This is a genomic window from Prauserella muralis (assembly GCF_003202285.1).
Classification (GTDB): domain Bacteria; phylum Actinomycetota; class Actinomycetes; order Mycobacteriales; family Pseudonocardiaceae; genus Prauserella_B; species Prauserella_B muralis.
The window spans coordinates 1,025,436-1,040,381 of the sequence record NZ_MASW01000002.1 but is presented as its reverse complement, the minus strand read 5'-3'; the positions used below and the strand labels follow the sequence as shown (position 1 = coordinate 1,040,381).

General features: G+C 68.7%; 10 protein-coding genes and 2 rRNA genes. 5 read left to right on the top strand and 7 right to left on the bottom strand.

The genetic code is table 11. The features are described from left to right. Nucleotides 1-209: 209 nt before the first annotated feature. Entirely contained in the window at nucleotides 210-2,582 is a 2,373-nt protein-coding gene (locus BAY60_RS16065) for a molybdopterin cofactor-binding domain-containing protein (protein ID WP_112281725.1), read from the top strand. Nucleotides 2,583-2,593: 11 nt separating this feature from the next. Further along, nucleotides 2,594-3,070, top strand: a complete 477-nt coding sequence (locus BAY60_RS16060) for a (2Fe-2S)-binding protein (protein WP_112281724.1) — start codon at nucleotides 2,594-2,596, stop codon at nucleotides 3,068-3,070. Between the two features lie 40 nt (nucleotides 3,071-3,110). Here the strand turns inward: BAY60_RS16060 and BAY60_RS16055 are convergent, their stop codons facing one another. From BAY60_RS16055 to BAY60_RS16035, 5 genes are all read right to left on the bottom strand, one after another. After that, nucleotides 3,111-3,938, bottom strand: coding sequence for a maleylpyruvate isomerase family mycothiol-dependent enzyme (locus BAY60_RS16055; RefSeq protein ID WP_112281723.1), 828 nt, complete (start codon nucleotides 3,936-3,938; stop codon nucleotides 3,111-3,113). Continuing rightward, complete coding sequence (locus tag BAY60_RS16050) at nucleotides 3,935-4,648, bottom strand: mycothiol-dependent nitroreductase Rv2466c family protein (RefSeq protein ID WP_112281722.1); 714 nt, start codon at nucleotides 4,646-4,648, stop codon at nucleotides 3,935-3,937. Before BAY60_RS16050 ends, BAY60_RS16055 begins: the two co-directional genes overlap by 4 nt. Continuing rightward, on the bottom strand, nucleotides 4,645-5,247 hold the full coding sequence (locus BAY60_RS16045; RefSeq protein WP_112281721.1) for a TetR/AcrR family transcriptional regulator: 603 nt from the start codon (nucleotides 5,245-5,247) through the stop codon (nucleotides 4,645-4,647). The genes BAY60_RS16050 and BAY60_RS16045 overlap by 4 nt, the downstream gene beginning before the upstream one ends. A 208-nt stretch (nucleotides 5,248-5,455) precedes the next feature. Further along, nucleotides 5,456-8,448 (bottom strand): 23S ribosomal RNA (locus BAY60_RS16040). Nucleotides 8,449-8,608: 160 nt separating this feature from the next. Further along, a 16S ribosomal RNA gene (locus BAY60_RS16035) occupies nucleotides 8,609-10,156 on the bottom strand. The 16S and 23S rRNA genes sit together here, the layout of an rRNA operon. A gap of 559 nt (nucleotides 10,157-10,715) precedes the next feature. On the opposite strand from BAY60_RS16035, the gene BAY60_RS37165 reads away from it, so the two are divergent. Genes BAY60_RS37165 through BAY60_RS37160 form a run of 3 tightly spaced genes read left to right on the top strand, consistent with a single transcriptional unit; the run spans nucleotide 10,716 to nucleotide 12,069 of the window. Beyond that, complete coding sequence (locus BAY60_RS37165) at nucleotides 10,716-11,264, top strand: hypothetical protein (RefSeq protein ID WP_170160424.1); 549 nt, start codon at nucleotides 10,716-10,718, stop codon at nucleotides 11,262-11,264. A 14-nt stretch (nucleotides 11,265-11,278) separates the two neighbouring features. Further along, nucleotides 11,279-11,911 (top strand): class F sortase, encoded by a 633-nt coding sequence (locus tag BAY60_RS16025; protein WP_245992529.1) that lies wholly within the window; start codon nucleotides 11,279-11,281, stop codon nucleotides 11,909-11,911. Further along, nucleotides 11,908-12,069: a hypothetical protein gene (locus BAY60_RS37160; protein WP_170160423.1), complete on the top strand. Its 162-nt coding sequence runs from the start codon at nucleotides 11,908-11,910 to the stop codon at nucleotides 12,067-12,069. The genes BAY60_RS16025 and BAY60_RS37160 overlap by 4 nt, the downstream gene beginning before the upstream one ends. 20 nt (nucleotides 12,070-12,089) lie before the next feature. Here the strand turns inward: BAY60_RS37160 and BAY60_RS16020 are convergent, their stop codons facing one another. Together BAY60_RS16020 and BAY60_RS16015 are read right to left on the bottom strand one after the other, a co-directional pair. After that, nucleotides 12,090-12,740: a LysE family translocator gene (locus BAY60_RS16020; protein WP_112281720.1), complete on the bottom strand. Its 651-nt coding sequence runs from the start codon at nucleotides 12,738-12,740 to the stop codon at nucleotides 12,090-12,092. A gap of 76 nt (nucleotides 12,741-12,816) precedes the next feature. After that, entirely contained in the window at nucleotides 12,817-14,733 is a 1,917-nt protein-coding gene (locus BAY60_RS16015) for a C69 family dipeptidase (RefSeq protein ID WP_170160422.1), read from the bottom strand. Between the last annotated feature and the right edge of the window lie 213 nt (nucleotides 14,734-14,946).

Genomic DNA, 14,946 nt, shown 5'->3' with positions numbered 1-14,946 from the left:
ACGGCGAGATTGCGTAGAACGCTCGACCGGGTGACAGGTGTGGCACCGTGCACAACCGGCCCCCAGGATTACTGGGCGCTCTGCCCTCGATATGCCGGTTGACCAGCACCATCATGGGCCGGGTATCGCCTGCCGGACATGGCCGTCCGGCGGGTCTCGATCGCCGGACCCGGGCCGCTCCCTCCCCGGGTCATTGGAGAGGACAGTTGATGGAACAGCGTCGTTCACCCCGATCCGGGCCGTCCGGATCGGACAGCCCGCCGGACCCGGCCGGCCCGGACCTCGGCCGCCGCCGCTTTCTCGGTTACCTGCTCGCGGCGCCCACCCTGGCCGCCGCCGCCCACCTCGGCGGGTCGCTCGCCGCGCCCCGCCACGCGGGCGCCGCCATCCCGTCCGCGCCGGAGGTGCAGGAGGTCTTCGACCTCAACGATCTGCTCACGCTGGCGACCAAGCCGACCGCCAACCTCATCGCGGTGGTGCTCAACCCGGACGGCACGGCCTCCTTCGACATGCCCAGGGCCGAGAGCGGCCAGGGGGTGACCACGATGGCGGCCATGCTGATCGCCGAGGAGCTGGAGCTTCCCCTCGACAAGATCAATGTGACGCTGGCCGACGCGCGCCCCGAGCTGGTGTTCAACCAGTTCACGGCGGGCTCGAACACCGCGATCTCGATGTACAACCCGATCCGCGTTGCCGCCGCGATCGCCCGCAAGCAGCTGCTCAAGGCGGCGGCGATCCAGCTCGGCGACACGGTCACCGCGCTCACCCCGCACCTCGGCTTCATCGAGGCCGCCGACGGCCGCCGCATCGGCTACGGCGAGCTGGCCGAGCTGGCGGCGGCGCAGAAGACCGAGCAGGTCGAGGTGGAGCTGAAGGAGCGTTCGCAGTTCCGGATCGTCGGGACACCGCAGAACCGCATCGACGCGCTGGACGCGGTGACCGGGCGCAAGACGTTCGCGATGGACCTCGACGTGCCCGGCGCGCTGCCGACGATGATCTGCCGCCCGCCGACGATCAAGGGCACCCCCGCGTCGGTGGCCAACCTCGACGCCGTGCGGCAGCTGCCGGGCGTCACCGACGTCGTGCCCATCGCCACCGGCGTGGCCGTGCGCGCGAGGACGTTCGGCCAGTGCATCGACGCCGTCAACGCGCTCGACGTGGCATGGAACCCGGGCACCGTGGACGGCGAGTCGGACGACACCGTGCTCGCCAAGCTCAAGGAGGCCGAGCTGCCGCTGGCGGTGCCCCCGCTCAAACCGCTGACGGGCGTCGTCGAGGGCGAGTTCACCTTCTACTGGCGCAACAACGCCGCGCTGGAGCCGAACACGGCGGTCGCCGACGTGCGCGCCGACCGGGCCGAGATCTGGGCTCCGTTGCAGTCACCGATCCTCTGCCAGGAGCAGGTGGCCGCCCAGCTGGGGCTGCCACTGAACGCGGTGACGGTGCACGTCATGCAGGCGGGCGGCGCGTTCGGGCGACGGATGTTCAACGACGTCGTGCTGGAGGCCACGGAGGCCTCGAAGAAGATGGGCAAGCCGGTGAAGCTCATGTGGCACCGCACCGACGAGTGCAGGCAGGGCCGCATGCACCCGATGTGCACCTCGCGCATCCGCGCCACCTACGCCGCGGGCAACGTGCTGACCTTCGAGCAGCGGCACACCAGCGTCGCCACCGACTACACGCAGGGCTTCGGCGAGATCATCACCTCGCTCGGCGCCAAGATTCCCCCGCTGGGGCAGGGCAACGAGCTCGGCTTCTCGGTGCCGGTGTTCCACCTCACGGTCAACGTGCCGTACAACTTCGGCGCCGTCACCCAGCTGCTCAACGAGGTCTACACCTACGACACGTTCCCGACCAGCAGCGTGCGCAACCTGGTGAACCCGGACGTGCGCACCGCGCAGGAGCTGATCGTCGACCAGCTCGCGGCGAAGATGGGCAAGGACCCGTACACCTTCCGCAGGGAGTTCGTCGACGACGACCGCGTGCGCGCCGTGCTGGACAAGGCCGCCGAGGTCGGCCAGTGGGGCCGCGAGATGGAGCCCGGCACGGCGCAGGCGATCACCGTGCACAAGGAGTACAAGGGCGCCACCGCCACGCTGATCGAGATCGACTGCAGGCCCGAGACGGTCAACCGCAGGGTCCGCAACGCGGTGACCGGCCCGCGCGTCACCAAGGCCGTCATGGCCGTCGACACCGGGCTGCCGATCAACCCGCGCGGGCTGGAAGCGCAGATGCAAGGCGGCATCATGGACGGCATCGCCCAGACGCTGACGTCGAGCCTGCACCTGCGCGACGGCACGTTGCTGGAAGGCAGCTGGGACGACTACTTCTACACGCGGCACTGGAACGCTCCGCTGGAAACCACGATCATCGTCATGCCACCGACCACGGGCGAGCCGGGCGGCGCCGGCGAGTTCGGCGTGCCGTCGGCGATGGCGGCGGTGGCCTGCGCCTACGCCAGGGCCACCGGAACCATCCCGACCAGCTTCCCCATCAACCACGGCACGCTCTCCTTCACCCCGAAGGCCACCGTGCCGCCGCTGCCGCCGTCGCCGACCAACGGCCTCGAGTTCGCGTTCTGAGGAGCAATCCCGTGCCCACACACACTCTCACCGTCAACGGCAAACAGGTCACGGTGGACGTCGAGGACGACGTCCGGTTGCTCTGGGTGCTGCGCGACCTGCTCGGCATCACCGGCCCGAAGTACGGCTGCGGCATCAACGTGTGCAAGGCCTGCACGTGCCACATCAACGGCAAGGCGTTCAACCCCTGCTCGGTGCGGGTGGCCGACGTCAAGCCCGACGACGAGATCACCACGATCGAAGGCCTGCCCGCCACGGTCGGCGCGGACCTGCACCCCATGCAGCAGGCGTGGCTCGAGCGCGACGTGGCGCAGTGCGGGTACTGCCAGCCCGGCCAGATCATGGCGGCCGTCGCCAAGGTCCGCCAGGCCAGGGAGGCGGGCCACGAGGTCGGCGACGCCGACATCGACGAGATCCGCAACATCTGCCGCTGCGGCACCTACGCCCGCATCCGCGAGGCGATCAAGGACGGCGCGAAGAACATGTGAAGTCCCGGACGCCGGGGCCGCATCCGGCCCCGGCGTCCGGTCAGATCGTGAAGGCCAGGTGCCGCACGATACGCTCCCCGAGCGCGGTGTCGCCTTGGATGTCCACAGCGGAGAGACTCTCCTCGGCGGTGACGCGGCCACCGGCCAGGCGCGCGAAGAGCCCGGAGCTCAGCCGCAGCGTGGCCGTGGCGGGGCCGGGCAGCTCCGGCACCACGGAGGCCCGGCCGTCGACGGCGACGTGCACCGTGCGCCGCAGCGGCCCGGTCAGCTCCAGGGTGACGCGGGAGCCGTCCGGCGCGGCGGCCCGCTTGCCGATGACGAAACCGAGCGACTCGGCGAACTCGTCGAACGCCTGCTCGACGCACGGCCCGGCCTCGTGGCCGGGCAGGCAGGCCACGTCGCGGATGTCCTGCTCGTGCAGCCAGGTGTCGAACAAGCGGATGCGCATGAACCGCCCGTAGGTGCGCTGCCCCACCGGGGTCCACGACGGCGCGTCGAAGTCGTCCTGGGTCATGGTCTCCAGCGCGGCCCGCCGCCGGGCGACGACGTCGCGGAACCGGGCGAGCATCCGCTGCGGACTCCAGTCCCGCATGGACAGTACCCAGCGCTCGTTGAAGGCCGCGATCTCGTTGCGCACGTGGGGCAGTTCGGTGACGTCGACGCCGGGTTCCGGGGGCTGCTCGCCCAGCAACGAGGCCTCCGTGCCGATCACGTGTGCCACGATGTCGCGCACGCTCCAGCCGGGCAGCCTGCTCGGCTCGTTCCACGCCGCCTCGGGCAGTGAGGCGAGCAGCGCGTCCAGCGACTCCCACTGCGCGGCGAGCGCGCCGGTGATGACGTCCTTGTCGAAGCCGGTTGTCGTGGTCACGAGGTGGCCTCCTCCTGTTCGGTGCGGAAGTCGATGATCTGTCCCCTGTCGACGCTGACCCAGTCCCTGCCGCGCAGGTACGGCGCCAGTGCGTCCGCGATGACCTGCTCGTCGCGCGCCGCCTTGGGCCGCTGCAGCTCGTAGACGTGCGGGAACTCGAGCATGCCGGTGACCAGGTCCCACAGCCGCACGGCGGCCTCGCCAGAGGGCGGGTCGACCAGCACGGGCCCGAACAGGCACTGGCCGCCGGGGAAGAACAGGGTGGGCACGCCGAAGCCGCCTGCGTCGAGGACACGCTGATGGTCGGCCCGGATGTCGTCGTGCGTCGTGGGGTCGTCCAGTGCTTGGTCCAGCAGTGACTCCTCGGCGCCGATCTCGGTGAGCAGGCGCCGTGCCGTGCCGGGTTCGTGCGGCTTGCCGCCGTCGACGTGCAGCTCCCGCCCCACCCTGGCGTACCAGGCGTCGAGCAGGGCTGGGTCGCGGCGGCGCAGCAGCGCGGCGACGCGCAGCTGCGACCAGCCGTACGACCACGCGCGTTCCCACGGATGCTTCTTGCCCTCGAACCGGTTGACCTCCTCCAGGCTGAAGAACCGCCAGTTGACCGTCAGCCCGGTGTGCGCGCGGACCTCCCGGATCCAGCACGAGGTGTGGTAGGCGAACGGGCACATGGGGTCGAAGTGGAAGTCGACCTCGGTGGGTTTGCCGGTCATGCCACCCCTTCCCGCAGATGCACGTCGATGTGCTCGCGCAGTGCCGCCGAGATGCTCGCCGCGGACAGGTTCGCGACCTTGGCCAGCAGGATCTGCCCCTGGGCGAGCGCGAGCAGGGAGTGCGCGAGCCGGTCGGGGTCCACGCCTTCACGCAGTGCGCCGTCGGCGCGCGCCTGGTGGCAGACCACGGCGAACTCGCGTTCCCACCGGGCGAACGTCGATGCCAGGTGCTCGCGCAGTTCGTCATCCACAGTAGACAACTCGGCGGCGAGGTTGCCGAAGGGACAGCCGACGATGCGCCCGTACTTCGACTCGAACCGAGTCTGGATCGCGCCCACCGCGTCGGCCACGCCGCGCAGCCGCTCGGCCGCCGACGCGCCCGGGGCCGCGGAAAGCTGGGCGAACAGGCCGTCGGTGTGCAGGTCGATGACGGCCTTGGCCAGCTCGGCCTTGGAGGGGAAGAAGTAGTAGAAGCTGCCCTTGCGGACGTCCGCGGCCGCGCACAGCTCGTCGACGCTCACCGCACCGTAGCTGCGGGACAGGAACAGCCGGGCCGACGCACGCACGATCCGCTCGCGGGAGTCGCTGGTCCGGCCCATGACGGCACACCGTAGCCGATAGTTGACCAGTCAGTCAACTCCCAGCCACGTCGCCGCAAGCTCCCCAATGTGGCATTCGCTCCACTGGATGGAGCCAATGCGGCATTCGCTCCATCCAGTGGAACAAATGTGGCATTGGGGAGCTTCTGGCGAGTGGTGAGGTGTGCTGCTTGAGAACCCCACGGTGGACGCCGCGCACCGACGCGGTGAAGGCAAGCCCTCGGCCTGTTAGTACCGGTCGGCTCCACACGTTGCCGTGCTTCCACCTCCGGCCTATCAACCCAGTTGTCTGCTGGGGGCCTTACCCGGTTGTCCCGGTGGGAGACCTCATCTTGGGGCGAGCTTCCCGCTTAGATGCCTTCAGCGGTTATCCCATCCGAACGTGGCCAACCAGCAGTGCTCCTGGCGGAACAACTGGCGCACCAGAGGTTCGTCCGCCCCGGTCCTCTCGTACTAGGGGCGGCCCCCCTCAGGTCTCCGGCGCGTGCGGCGGATAGGGACCGAACTGTCTCACGACGTTCTAAACCCAGCTCGCGTGCCGCTTTAATGGGCGAACAGCCCAACCCTTGGGACCTACTCCAGCCCCAGGATGCGACGAGCCGACATCGAGGTGCCAAACCATGCCGTCGATATGGACTCTTGGGCAAGATCAGCCTGTTATCCCCGGGGTACCTTTTATCCGTTGAGCGACGGCGCTTCCACCTGCCACCGCCGGATCACTAGTCCCTGCTTTCGCACCTGCTCGACCCGTCAGTCTCGCAGTCAAGCCCCCTTGTGCACTTACACTCGACGCCTGATTTCCAACCAGGCTGAGGGAACCTTTGGGCGCCTCCGTTACCCTTTGGGAGGCAACCGCCCCAGTTGAACTGCCCACCAGGCACTGTTCCTGATCCGGGTCACGGACCGAGGTTAGGCACCCAAGACGGCCAGAGTGGTATTTCACCAATGGCTCCACCAGGACTGGCGTCCCGGCTTCACAGCCTCCCACCTATCCTACACAAGCCGCCCCAAGCACCAATACCAAGCTGCAGTAAAGGTCCCGGGGTCTTTCCGTCCTGCCGCACGTAGCGAGCATCTTTACTCGCACTGCAATTTCGCCGGGTCCGCGGTCGAGACAGCGACCAAGTCGTTACGCCATTCGTGCAGGTCGGAACTTACCCGACAAGGAATTTCGCTACCTTAGGATGGTTATAGTTACCACCGCCGTTTACCGGCGCTTAGGTTTCCAGCTTCGCCCCGAGGGGCTAACCGGTCCCCTTAACGTTCCGGCACCGGGCAGGCGTCAGTCCGTATACCTCGTCTTGCGACTTCGCACGGACCTGTGTTTTTAGTAAACAGTCGCTTGGCCTGATTCTCTGCGACCGGCCGGAGCTCCCGCCGCGTGGGCGTTCACCCCGCCCGGCTCCCCTTCTCCCGAAGTTACGGGGACATTTTGCCGAGTTCCTTGACCGCGGTTTGCCCGCTCGCCTCGGTATTCTCTACCTGACCACCTGTGTCGGTTTGGGGTACGGGCCGCCGTAGCGCTCACTAGAGGCTTTTCTCGTCAGTACGGGATCACCCACTTGGCCTCGTCGGCTCGGCATCCGGTCTCAGGCTCGTGGTGCACGGATTTTCCTGCGCACCGCCCTACACCGTTACCCCGGGACAACCAACGCCCGGGCTGGGCTACCCCTCTGCGTCACCCCATCGCTGCACGCGCGCTGCGGCGGGTACGGGAATATCAACCCGTTGTCCATCGGCTACGCCTGTCGGCCTCGCCTTAGGTCCCGACTTACCCTGGGCGGATGAGCCTGGCCCAGGAACCCTTGGTCATCCGGCGGAGGAGATTCTCACTCCTCTTTCGCTACTCATGCCTCCATTCTCACTCGCACGGCGTCCACGACTGGGTTGCCCCGCCGCTTCTGCCGCCGCGCGACGCTCCCCTACCGACCCACGCGTGCGCGTGAGTCCCACGGCTTCGGCGGTGTGCTTGAGCCCCGCTACATTGTCGGCGCCGAGCCACTCGACCAGTGAGCTATTACGCACTCTTTCAAGGATGGCTGCTTCTAAGCCAACCTCCTGGCTGTCTCTGCAGCTTGACATCCTTTCCCACTAAGCACACACTTCGGGGCCTTAGCCGGCGATCTGGGCTGTTTCCCTCTCGACCACGAAGCTTATCCCCCGCAGTCTCACTGCCGGCGCTGCCGCTTCCCGGCATTCGGAGTTTGGCTGACTTCGGTAAGCCGGTGAGCCCCCTCGGCCATCCAGTAGCTCTACCTCCGGGAAGTGAACGCGCGACGCTGCACCTAAATGCATTTCGGGGAGAACCAGCTATCACCGAGTTTGATTGGCCTTTCACCCCTACCCGCAGGTCATCCCCCAGGTTTTCAACCCTGGTGGGTTCGGGCCTCCACTCGGTCTTACCCGAGCTTCACCCTGCCCACGGGTAGATCACCCGGCTTCGGGTCTTACGCCCGCGACTGCCGACGCCCAGTTGGGACTCGCTTTCGCTACGGCTACCCCGCACGGGTTAACCTCGCCACGGACGTAAACTCGGAGGCTCATTCTTCAAAAGGCACGCCATCACCCGTGACGGGCTCTGACGGTTTGTAGGCACACGGTTTCAGGTGCTCTTTCACTCCCCTCCCGGGGTACTTTTCACCTTTCCCTCACGGTACTCATCCGCTATCGGTCACCAGGGAGTATTCAGGCTTGGGAGGTGGTCCTCCGTGATTCACGCGGGATTCCACGTGCCCCGCGCTACTTGGGAAGCACATCCGGGAGTCGCCTCGATTTCGCCTACCGGGGTGTCACCGTCTGCGCCGGCCCTTTCCAGAGACCTTCGGCTATCTCGGCGATTTCTCACTCCCCGCCGGAGCGGTGGCTCCGGCCGGATGGTCCCGCTACCCCGGCCACGCAACGCCCACCGGCTTGGCACGTGACCGGTTTGGCCTCTTCCCCGTTCGCTCGCCACTACTGGGGGAATCGCGGTTGCTTTCTCTTCCTGCGGCTACTGAGATGTTTCACTTCGCCGCGTTTCCACCCACTGCCCTATGTGTTCGCGGCAGGGGCGACCGGACATGATTCCGGCCGGGTTTCCCCATTCGGAGATCCTCGGATCACTGCCTGGTTGCCGGCTCCCCGAGGCTTATCGCAGGCTCCCACGTCCTTCGTCGGCTCCTGGTGCCAAGGCATCCACCATGTGCCCTTCATCGCTTGCCTTGCGCGATGTCGATGCTCGCGGCGTCCACTGTGCAGTTCTCAAGCTCCGGAGCTCCACGGCGCGTACGTGGCGCCCTCAGAGCCCAACAGCGTGTCGCCTCTGCCCCTGCCGCCCGGCGGCATCGTGCCTTGTTGTTCTTCGAGCGGAAACGCTCCTTAGAAAGGAGGTGATCCAGCCGCACCTTCCGGTACGGCTACCTTGTTACGACTTCGTCCCAATCGCCGACCCCACCTTCGCCGGCTCCCTCCCCGTGCGGGGTTGGGCCACCGTCTTCGGGTGTTGCCGACTTTCAGGACGTGACGGGCGGTGTGTACAAGGCCCGGGAACGTATTCACCGCAGCGTTGCTGATCTGCGATTACTAGCGACTCCGACTTCACGCAGTCGAGTTGCAGACTGCGATCCGAACTGAGATCGGTTTTCCGGGATTCGCTCCACCTCGCGGTATCGCAGCCCTTTGTACCGACCATTGTAGCATGTGTGAAGCCCTGGACATCAGGGGCATGATGACTTGACGTCATCCCCACCTTCCTCCGAGTTGGCCCCGGCAGTCTCCCACGAGTCCCCGGCATGACCCGCTGGCAACATGGGACAGGGGTTGCGCTCGTTGCGGGACTTAACCCAACATCTCACGACACGAGCTGACGACAGCCATGCACCACCTGTGCCGGGCGCCCGAAGGCAGCCCGTGTCTCCACGGGTTTTCCCGGCATGTCAAGCCCAGGTAAGGTTCTTCGCGTTGCATCGAATTAATCCACATGCTCCGCCGCTTGTGCGGGCCCCCGTCAATTCCTTTGAGTTTTAGCCTTGCGGCCGTACTCCCCAGGCGGGGCGCTTAATGCGTTGGCTTCGGCACGGAGCCTGTGAGTAGGCCCCACACCTAGCGCCCACCGTTTACGGCGTGGACTACCAGGGTATCTAATCCTGTTCGCTCCCCACGCTTTCGCTCCTCAGCGTCAGGATCGGTCCAGGGAGCCGCCTTCGCCACTGGTGTTCCTCCCGATATCTGCGCATTCCACCGCTACACCGGGAATTCCGCTCCCCCCTACCGTCCTCAAGCCTGCCCGTATCGACTGCGGGTCCAGGGTTGAGCCCTGGATTTTCACAGCCGACGCGACAGGCCGCCTACGAGCTCTTTACGCCCAATGATTCCGGACAACGCTCGCACCCTACGTGTTACCGCGGCTGCTGGCACGTAGTTGGCCGGTGCCTCTTCTCCGCCTAGCGTCACCCCGAAGGGCTTCGTCGGCGGCGAAAGAGGTTTACAACCCGAAGGCCGTCATCCCTCACGCGGCGTCGCTGCGTCAGGCTTACGCCCATTGCGCAAGATTCCCCACTGCTGCCTCCCGTAGGAGTCTGGGCCGTGTCTCAGTCCCAGTGTGGCCGATCACCCTCTCAGGCCGGCTACCCGTCGTCGCCTTGGTGAGCCGTTACCTCACCAACAAGCTGATGGGCCGCGAGCCCGTCTCCGGCCGGCGCCGCTCCTCGCGGAACGAAACCTTTGCATCCCGGTGGATGTCCGCCGGAATGGTCATCCGGTATCAGCCCCGGTTTCCCAGGGTTGTCCCGGTGCCGGAGGTTGATTGCTCACGTGTTACTCACCCGTTCGCCGCTCGGCTCTCTCCCCGGAGGAAGAGTCCTCGCTCGACTTGCATGTGTTAGGCGCGCCGCCAGCGTTCGTCCTGAGCCAGGATCAAACTCTCCGTTCAGGCGTTACAGGAGTCCGCCAGGCATAGGCATTACGGGGTTTCGACACGCTGTTGAGTTCTCAAGGTGCCACGCGTGCCCTCAGGCCAGCGGGCCCTCAGGGCACGCACCGAGATGTCAACATGTCAGACGGTCCAGGTCTTCCCGGCTCCCGTCTCGCGGGTCCGTCAGCCGAACCGCCACCAGAATAACGCACCGTTCCTTGCGCTTTCACACCCCTCCCCCTGTGGCCGCACGGCCGGACGGCGGCCTCGTCGTCCGCGGCCCAGGCGGTCAGCTTCGCCGCTCGGCCGCGGAGAAGCCGGGATCCAGGCCCATGGTGGTGTGGAAGCTGCGGACCTCCGCACACACCGCGTCGGGATCTCACCGGTGGATACCACCTGCGCGCCCGCTCACACCGGCGCACGGCGCGGCCGTGGATGAGCGGTCCTTCATGTCCGCTTCATCCGGACGACCGGGCCCGGCTGTGAGGCTTCCCCTTGCCGGGGTCCACGTTGGCGTTCCCCGGCCGGCGAGCCGGTGTGGCCCGCCGACGGACTCACCCGGAAAGGACTGTCCACCATGGTGACTCACAGCGCGAGGATCGTGGCGGCGGCGCTGCTGGCAGGCGGAGTCCTGCTCGGCGCGGCGGCACCGGCCCTGGCTCACCCGCTGCTGCCCGCACCCGCGAGCGTGCAGGACGACGACGGCGGGCGCGACGACGATGGCGGGCGCGACGACGACCACCGCGATGACGACGGGCGCGACGACGGCAGGCACGACGACGACCCCCAGGACGACGGGCGTGACGACGGGGCTGACGACGGGGCTGACGACGGGACCGCCGACGGGCGGGCGGCGCCCGGTGCCGCGAGCCCCGCCCACGGCGACGACAGGGACGACGACACCGACGACGGCCGTCCGGCACGGCAGCCTGCTCCGGCCGCACCGGTCGCCGCGGATGACGACGACAGCGGCCCGGCACCCAGCGGCGGTGTCGAGACCGGGCTGGGTGCAACGGCCGACGACAGCGACCTGGCACTGCCGATCGGCGTCGCGGGCGGCGCCGCCGCACTGGCGGCGGGTGGAGCGCTGCTCGCGCGCAAGCGCCTCAGCGGCGACCGCGGCTGAGGCAGGCCCCTCTCGTGCCCGGATCACCCCGGTGCGGCGGCCGTCCCCTCGGGCGGGCGGCCGCCGCCCTGTGCCTGCTGTTCGCCACGGTCCTCGCCGGCTGCGAGCCGGTGGCCACTCCCCCGGCGCCGGATCCACCACCGCCGGCGCCGTCCGGGTCCCCGTCCTCGGCCACGCCGTCAGGCGAGGCGCAGGCCGCCGCACCGGTGCGCGTGCGCATTCCCGCGATCCGGGTCGACGCACCGGTCGGCCCGCTCGACGTCGACGCGCGGAACGTGCTGCCGCCACCGGACACCAACGACGGCACCGGGTGGTGGCGCGCCGGTCCCGAACCGGGGGAACGCGGGCCCGCGGTGATCGCCGGCCACGTCGACTCCTACCGGGGACCGGCCGTCTTCTACCGGCTGCGCGAGCTGCGTGCCGGGCACCTCGTCCACGTCGACCGCGCGGACGGCAGCACCGTGACCTTCGCCGTCACGCAGGTGGAACGGCACGCCAAGGACGCCTTCCCCACCGGCCGGGTCTACGGCGACACGTCCGGGCCGGAGCTCCGGTTGATCACGTGCGGCGGCGAGTTCGACAGCCGGGACCGGCGCTACCTCGACAACGTGATCGTCTACGCGCGAGTCCAGGACGGCACTCCGTGAGCGCCGGGCAGGCCGGGGCGGACGACCGCAGGCCCGTAACCGGCCGGATCACCCTGGACCTCGCCCTGCGCGACGTCCTCTTCCTGGCTGGCCTGCACGATGTGCTCGTGTCCGATGGCATCAACCCGGCCAGCTGCACCGCGCTCGCCGAGGCGTGACCGCGGCCGGCCCGAGACGCTCAGCGGGCGTCCGTGGCCATCCGGATGCCGAGGGCGACGAGCACGGTACCGCTGATCGCGTCCAGCCGGCGGCGGATCGCCGGCCTGCGGAACCACGCGCCTGCCCGCCCGACCACGGCCGCGAGCGTGAGATAGACGGCGATCTCGATGCCCACCTGCAGCAACGCGAGCACCGCGGTGGTGGCGAACAGCGGCCGGTCGGCGGGTACGAACTGCGGGTAGAAGGCGACCATGAACGCGGCGGCCTTCAGGTTCGCCAGCATCACCACGGCGCCCTCACCGAACGCCTTCGCCCAGCCCCGGCGGGACACCGTGCCCGGCGGTTCCTCGGGTTCGGCCGCCACACCGGCGCGGCGGCTGCGCCACGCCGACCGCCACATCCGCACGCCGAGATAGAGCAGGAAGCCCGCACCGACGACGCGCAGGACCAGGAACGCGACCTCGGACGCGGCCACCAGGGCTGCCAGCCCCGCCGCGGCGCACAACGCCCACAGATACAGGCCGGCCTCCAGCCCGAGCACGGTCGGCACCGCACCCGAGAACCCTCGCAGCGCCGCCCGGCGCAGGATCAACGCCATCGCCGGGCCGGGAGAGGCCGAGATCAGCACGACCGCGGCGACGAAGGCGGGCAGGGAGGCGACGAGGTCCATCACCGGATCCTGCCCGCACCGGCCGTGAGCCTCAAGGACATGGCGAGCAGCTCGCCTGTTGCGGTGCGCCGTCCGGTCACCGCCTGCCGTCGGCGCGGCGCTGGGCCTCGCGCCAGGCGGCCTCGGCGAACGCGCGCCAGTCGCGGTGCGGGTCGTAGCGCCCGCGCACGGCCGCCATGGCGTCCAGGAACTCACGTTTCGACATGGTGCGCCGATCCGGCGACAACTGCCCGGCCAGGTCCCGGTAGGAGCCGTGCTCGCGTGGGTAGTCGTCCAGGCCCTTCCGGTAGCAGAACACGATCGCGTCGGCGGGGCCGCTGAGCCCGGTCCCGCGGTTCATGCTCTGGCTCTCCGGCCGCGCCGTCTCGCCCGGCAGGTCACGTCCTGCGGGCATGCGGACACCGAACCGCTGGCGGGTCTGCCGCTCCACCGCGTTCACCAGTCGCTCGCCGAGGTCGAGGCCGCCGAGCAGCCGCCTGCCGACGTAGCCGGTGAGGAACTCGCGCGCCTCGGCGTCCCTGCCCGCCTCGAACAGCCGGCGTGCTCGGCCGGCGACCGCGTGCTGCTCGTCCAGCAGCCGGCGCTCGAACCGTTCGAGCTCCGCCGTGACGGGCTTGAGGAACGTCTCGGGGTGCTCGCACGTGTGGTACATGAGCCGCTTGAACGTGCGGGTCGCGTAGCGGGTGGCCTCCAGCGGGGCGTAGTCGGCCGCGACGTGCGTGGCCGCGGCGCCGCTGGTCAGGTAGCGGTGCTGCTTGTACTCCGGCGGCACGTCCTCCGCGCCCACGTAGACCGGGACGTACGGCGTGGTCACCGCGCCGGTCACGGCCGTCCACAGGGCGTTGAGGCCGGGGTGCTCGACGGTGTTCAGCCGCGCCACCTGCCCATACCCCGAGCGGTCGTGCGACCACCGCGGATCCCGGACGTAGGCCAGCATGTCCTCCAGCGACACCGGGCCGAGGTTCTCGCGCAGCTCCCTCTCCAACTGGGCCTGGACGTTGTTGCCCCACGGGTGGGTGGGAGTCACCTGCCGCTCGTTGGGCTGCCAGCCCGCGTACACCTCCTGCGGGTCGAAGACCTCATGCTCGCTCGGGTCGAACCAGCCCCGCTCGACGGCGAAGTCGATGAAGTGCTCCGAGGCCAGGTACTCGCCGGGGCGGTCCTGGTAGTCGAGCGGGAAGGGGTTGAGATAGCCGGGGTAGGAAACGCGGGTCTCGTTCGGCCCGAGCCGCTCCGCGGCCCACAGGCCCTGGCTGCCGCCGTAGTTGACGAGGACCCAGCCCTCGTTCTTGTCCGCGAACAGGTGCGAGTTGCCGCCGTAGGTGGAGTAGCCGTACCTGTCGATCAGCGAGCCGACGATCTGCACGGCCTCCCGCGCGGTCCGGGCACGTTCCATCGCGATCCGCGACAGGTCGCTGTAGTTCGGCCCGTGCTGCGGGTTCGCGGTCATCGCCAGCAGCCGCTCGCTCGTCGGCGACCAGATGTCGCGGGCGGCGACGCCGTGCTCGTTGAGCCCGCCGTTGGTGAGCGGCGCGGGAAAACCCTCGAACTCCGAGTAGTTGGAGGTGATGTAGCGGCTGGTCTGCCGTGCCTGCGGGATCTCGGTCAGCCTGCCGGGGTAGGAGGCGTCCTCGGTGACGCCGACCGTGGTGGTCGCGCCCTCCGGAAACTGCCGGCGCGGCACGATCTCGAGCCAGTGGCTGGAAGGCTCGTGCCCGAATCCGCCGAGCAGGACCGATCCGTCCTCGGTCAGGTTCTTCCCCACGTAGAAGCCGATGCTCTTCGTCGGACCATCCCGCTCCGGCAGTGCCGGCGCCGACGGCCGCGCCCCGGACTCACCCGGCTCGGCCGCACCGGTGGGGACGACGAGCATGGCCGCCGCCACCGTGACCAGCAGAACACCCTTGACGCCGCGCGCGAACACTCCCCAGCCTCCCGTCGTTCTCGACCGCGGCGCAACGTACTCGCGCTCACCTCGTGCGGTCAAGGTCACCGGGTCACCTCTGTACACTGTGGACATCAAACCGACGTACCGAGGAACCTGGCTCACCACCGGCGGCAGGGCCGTTCGATACGGACACGTGCCCCAGAAACCCGGACCGATCCGCCGGGCACGCTGGACGGCGCCGGCCGCGGTGCCCATCGTCATCTCCCAGGCGCAGGCTCGCCGAGAAGGCCGCCAGGCCTGCGCGACGGCGCACACGCC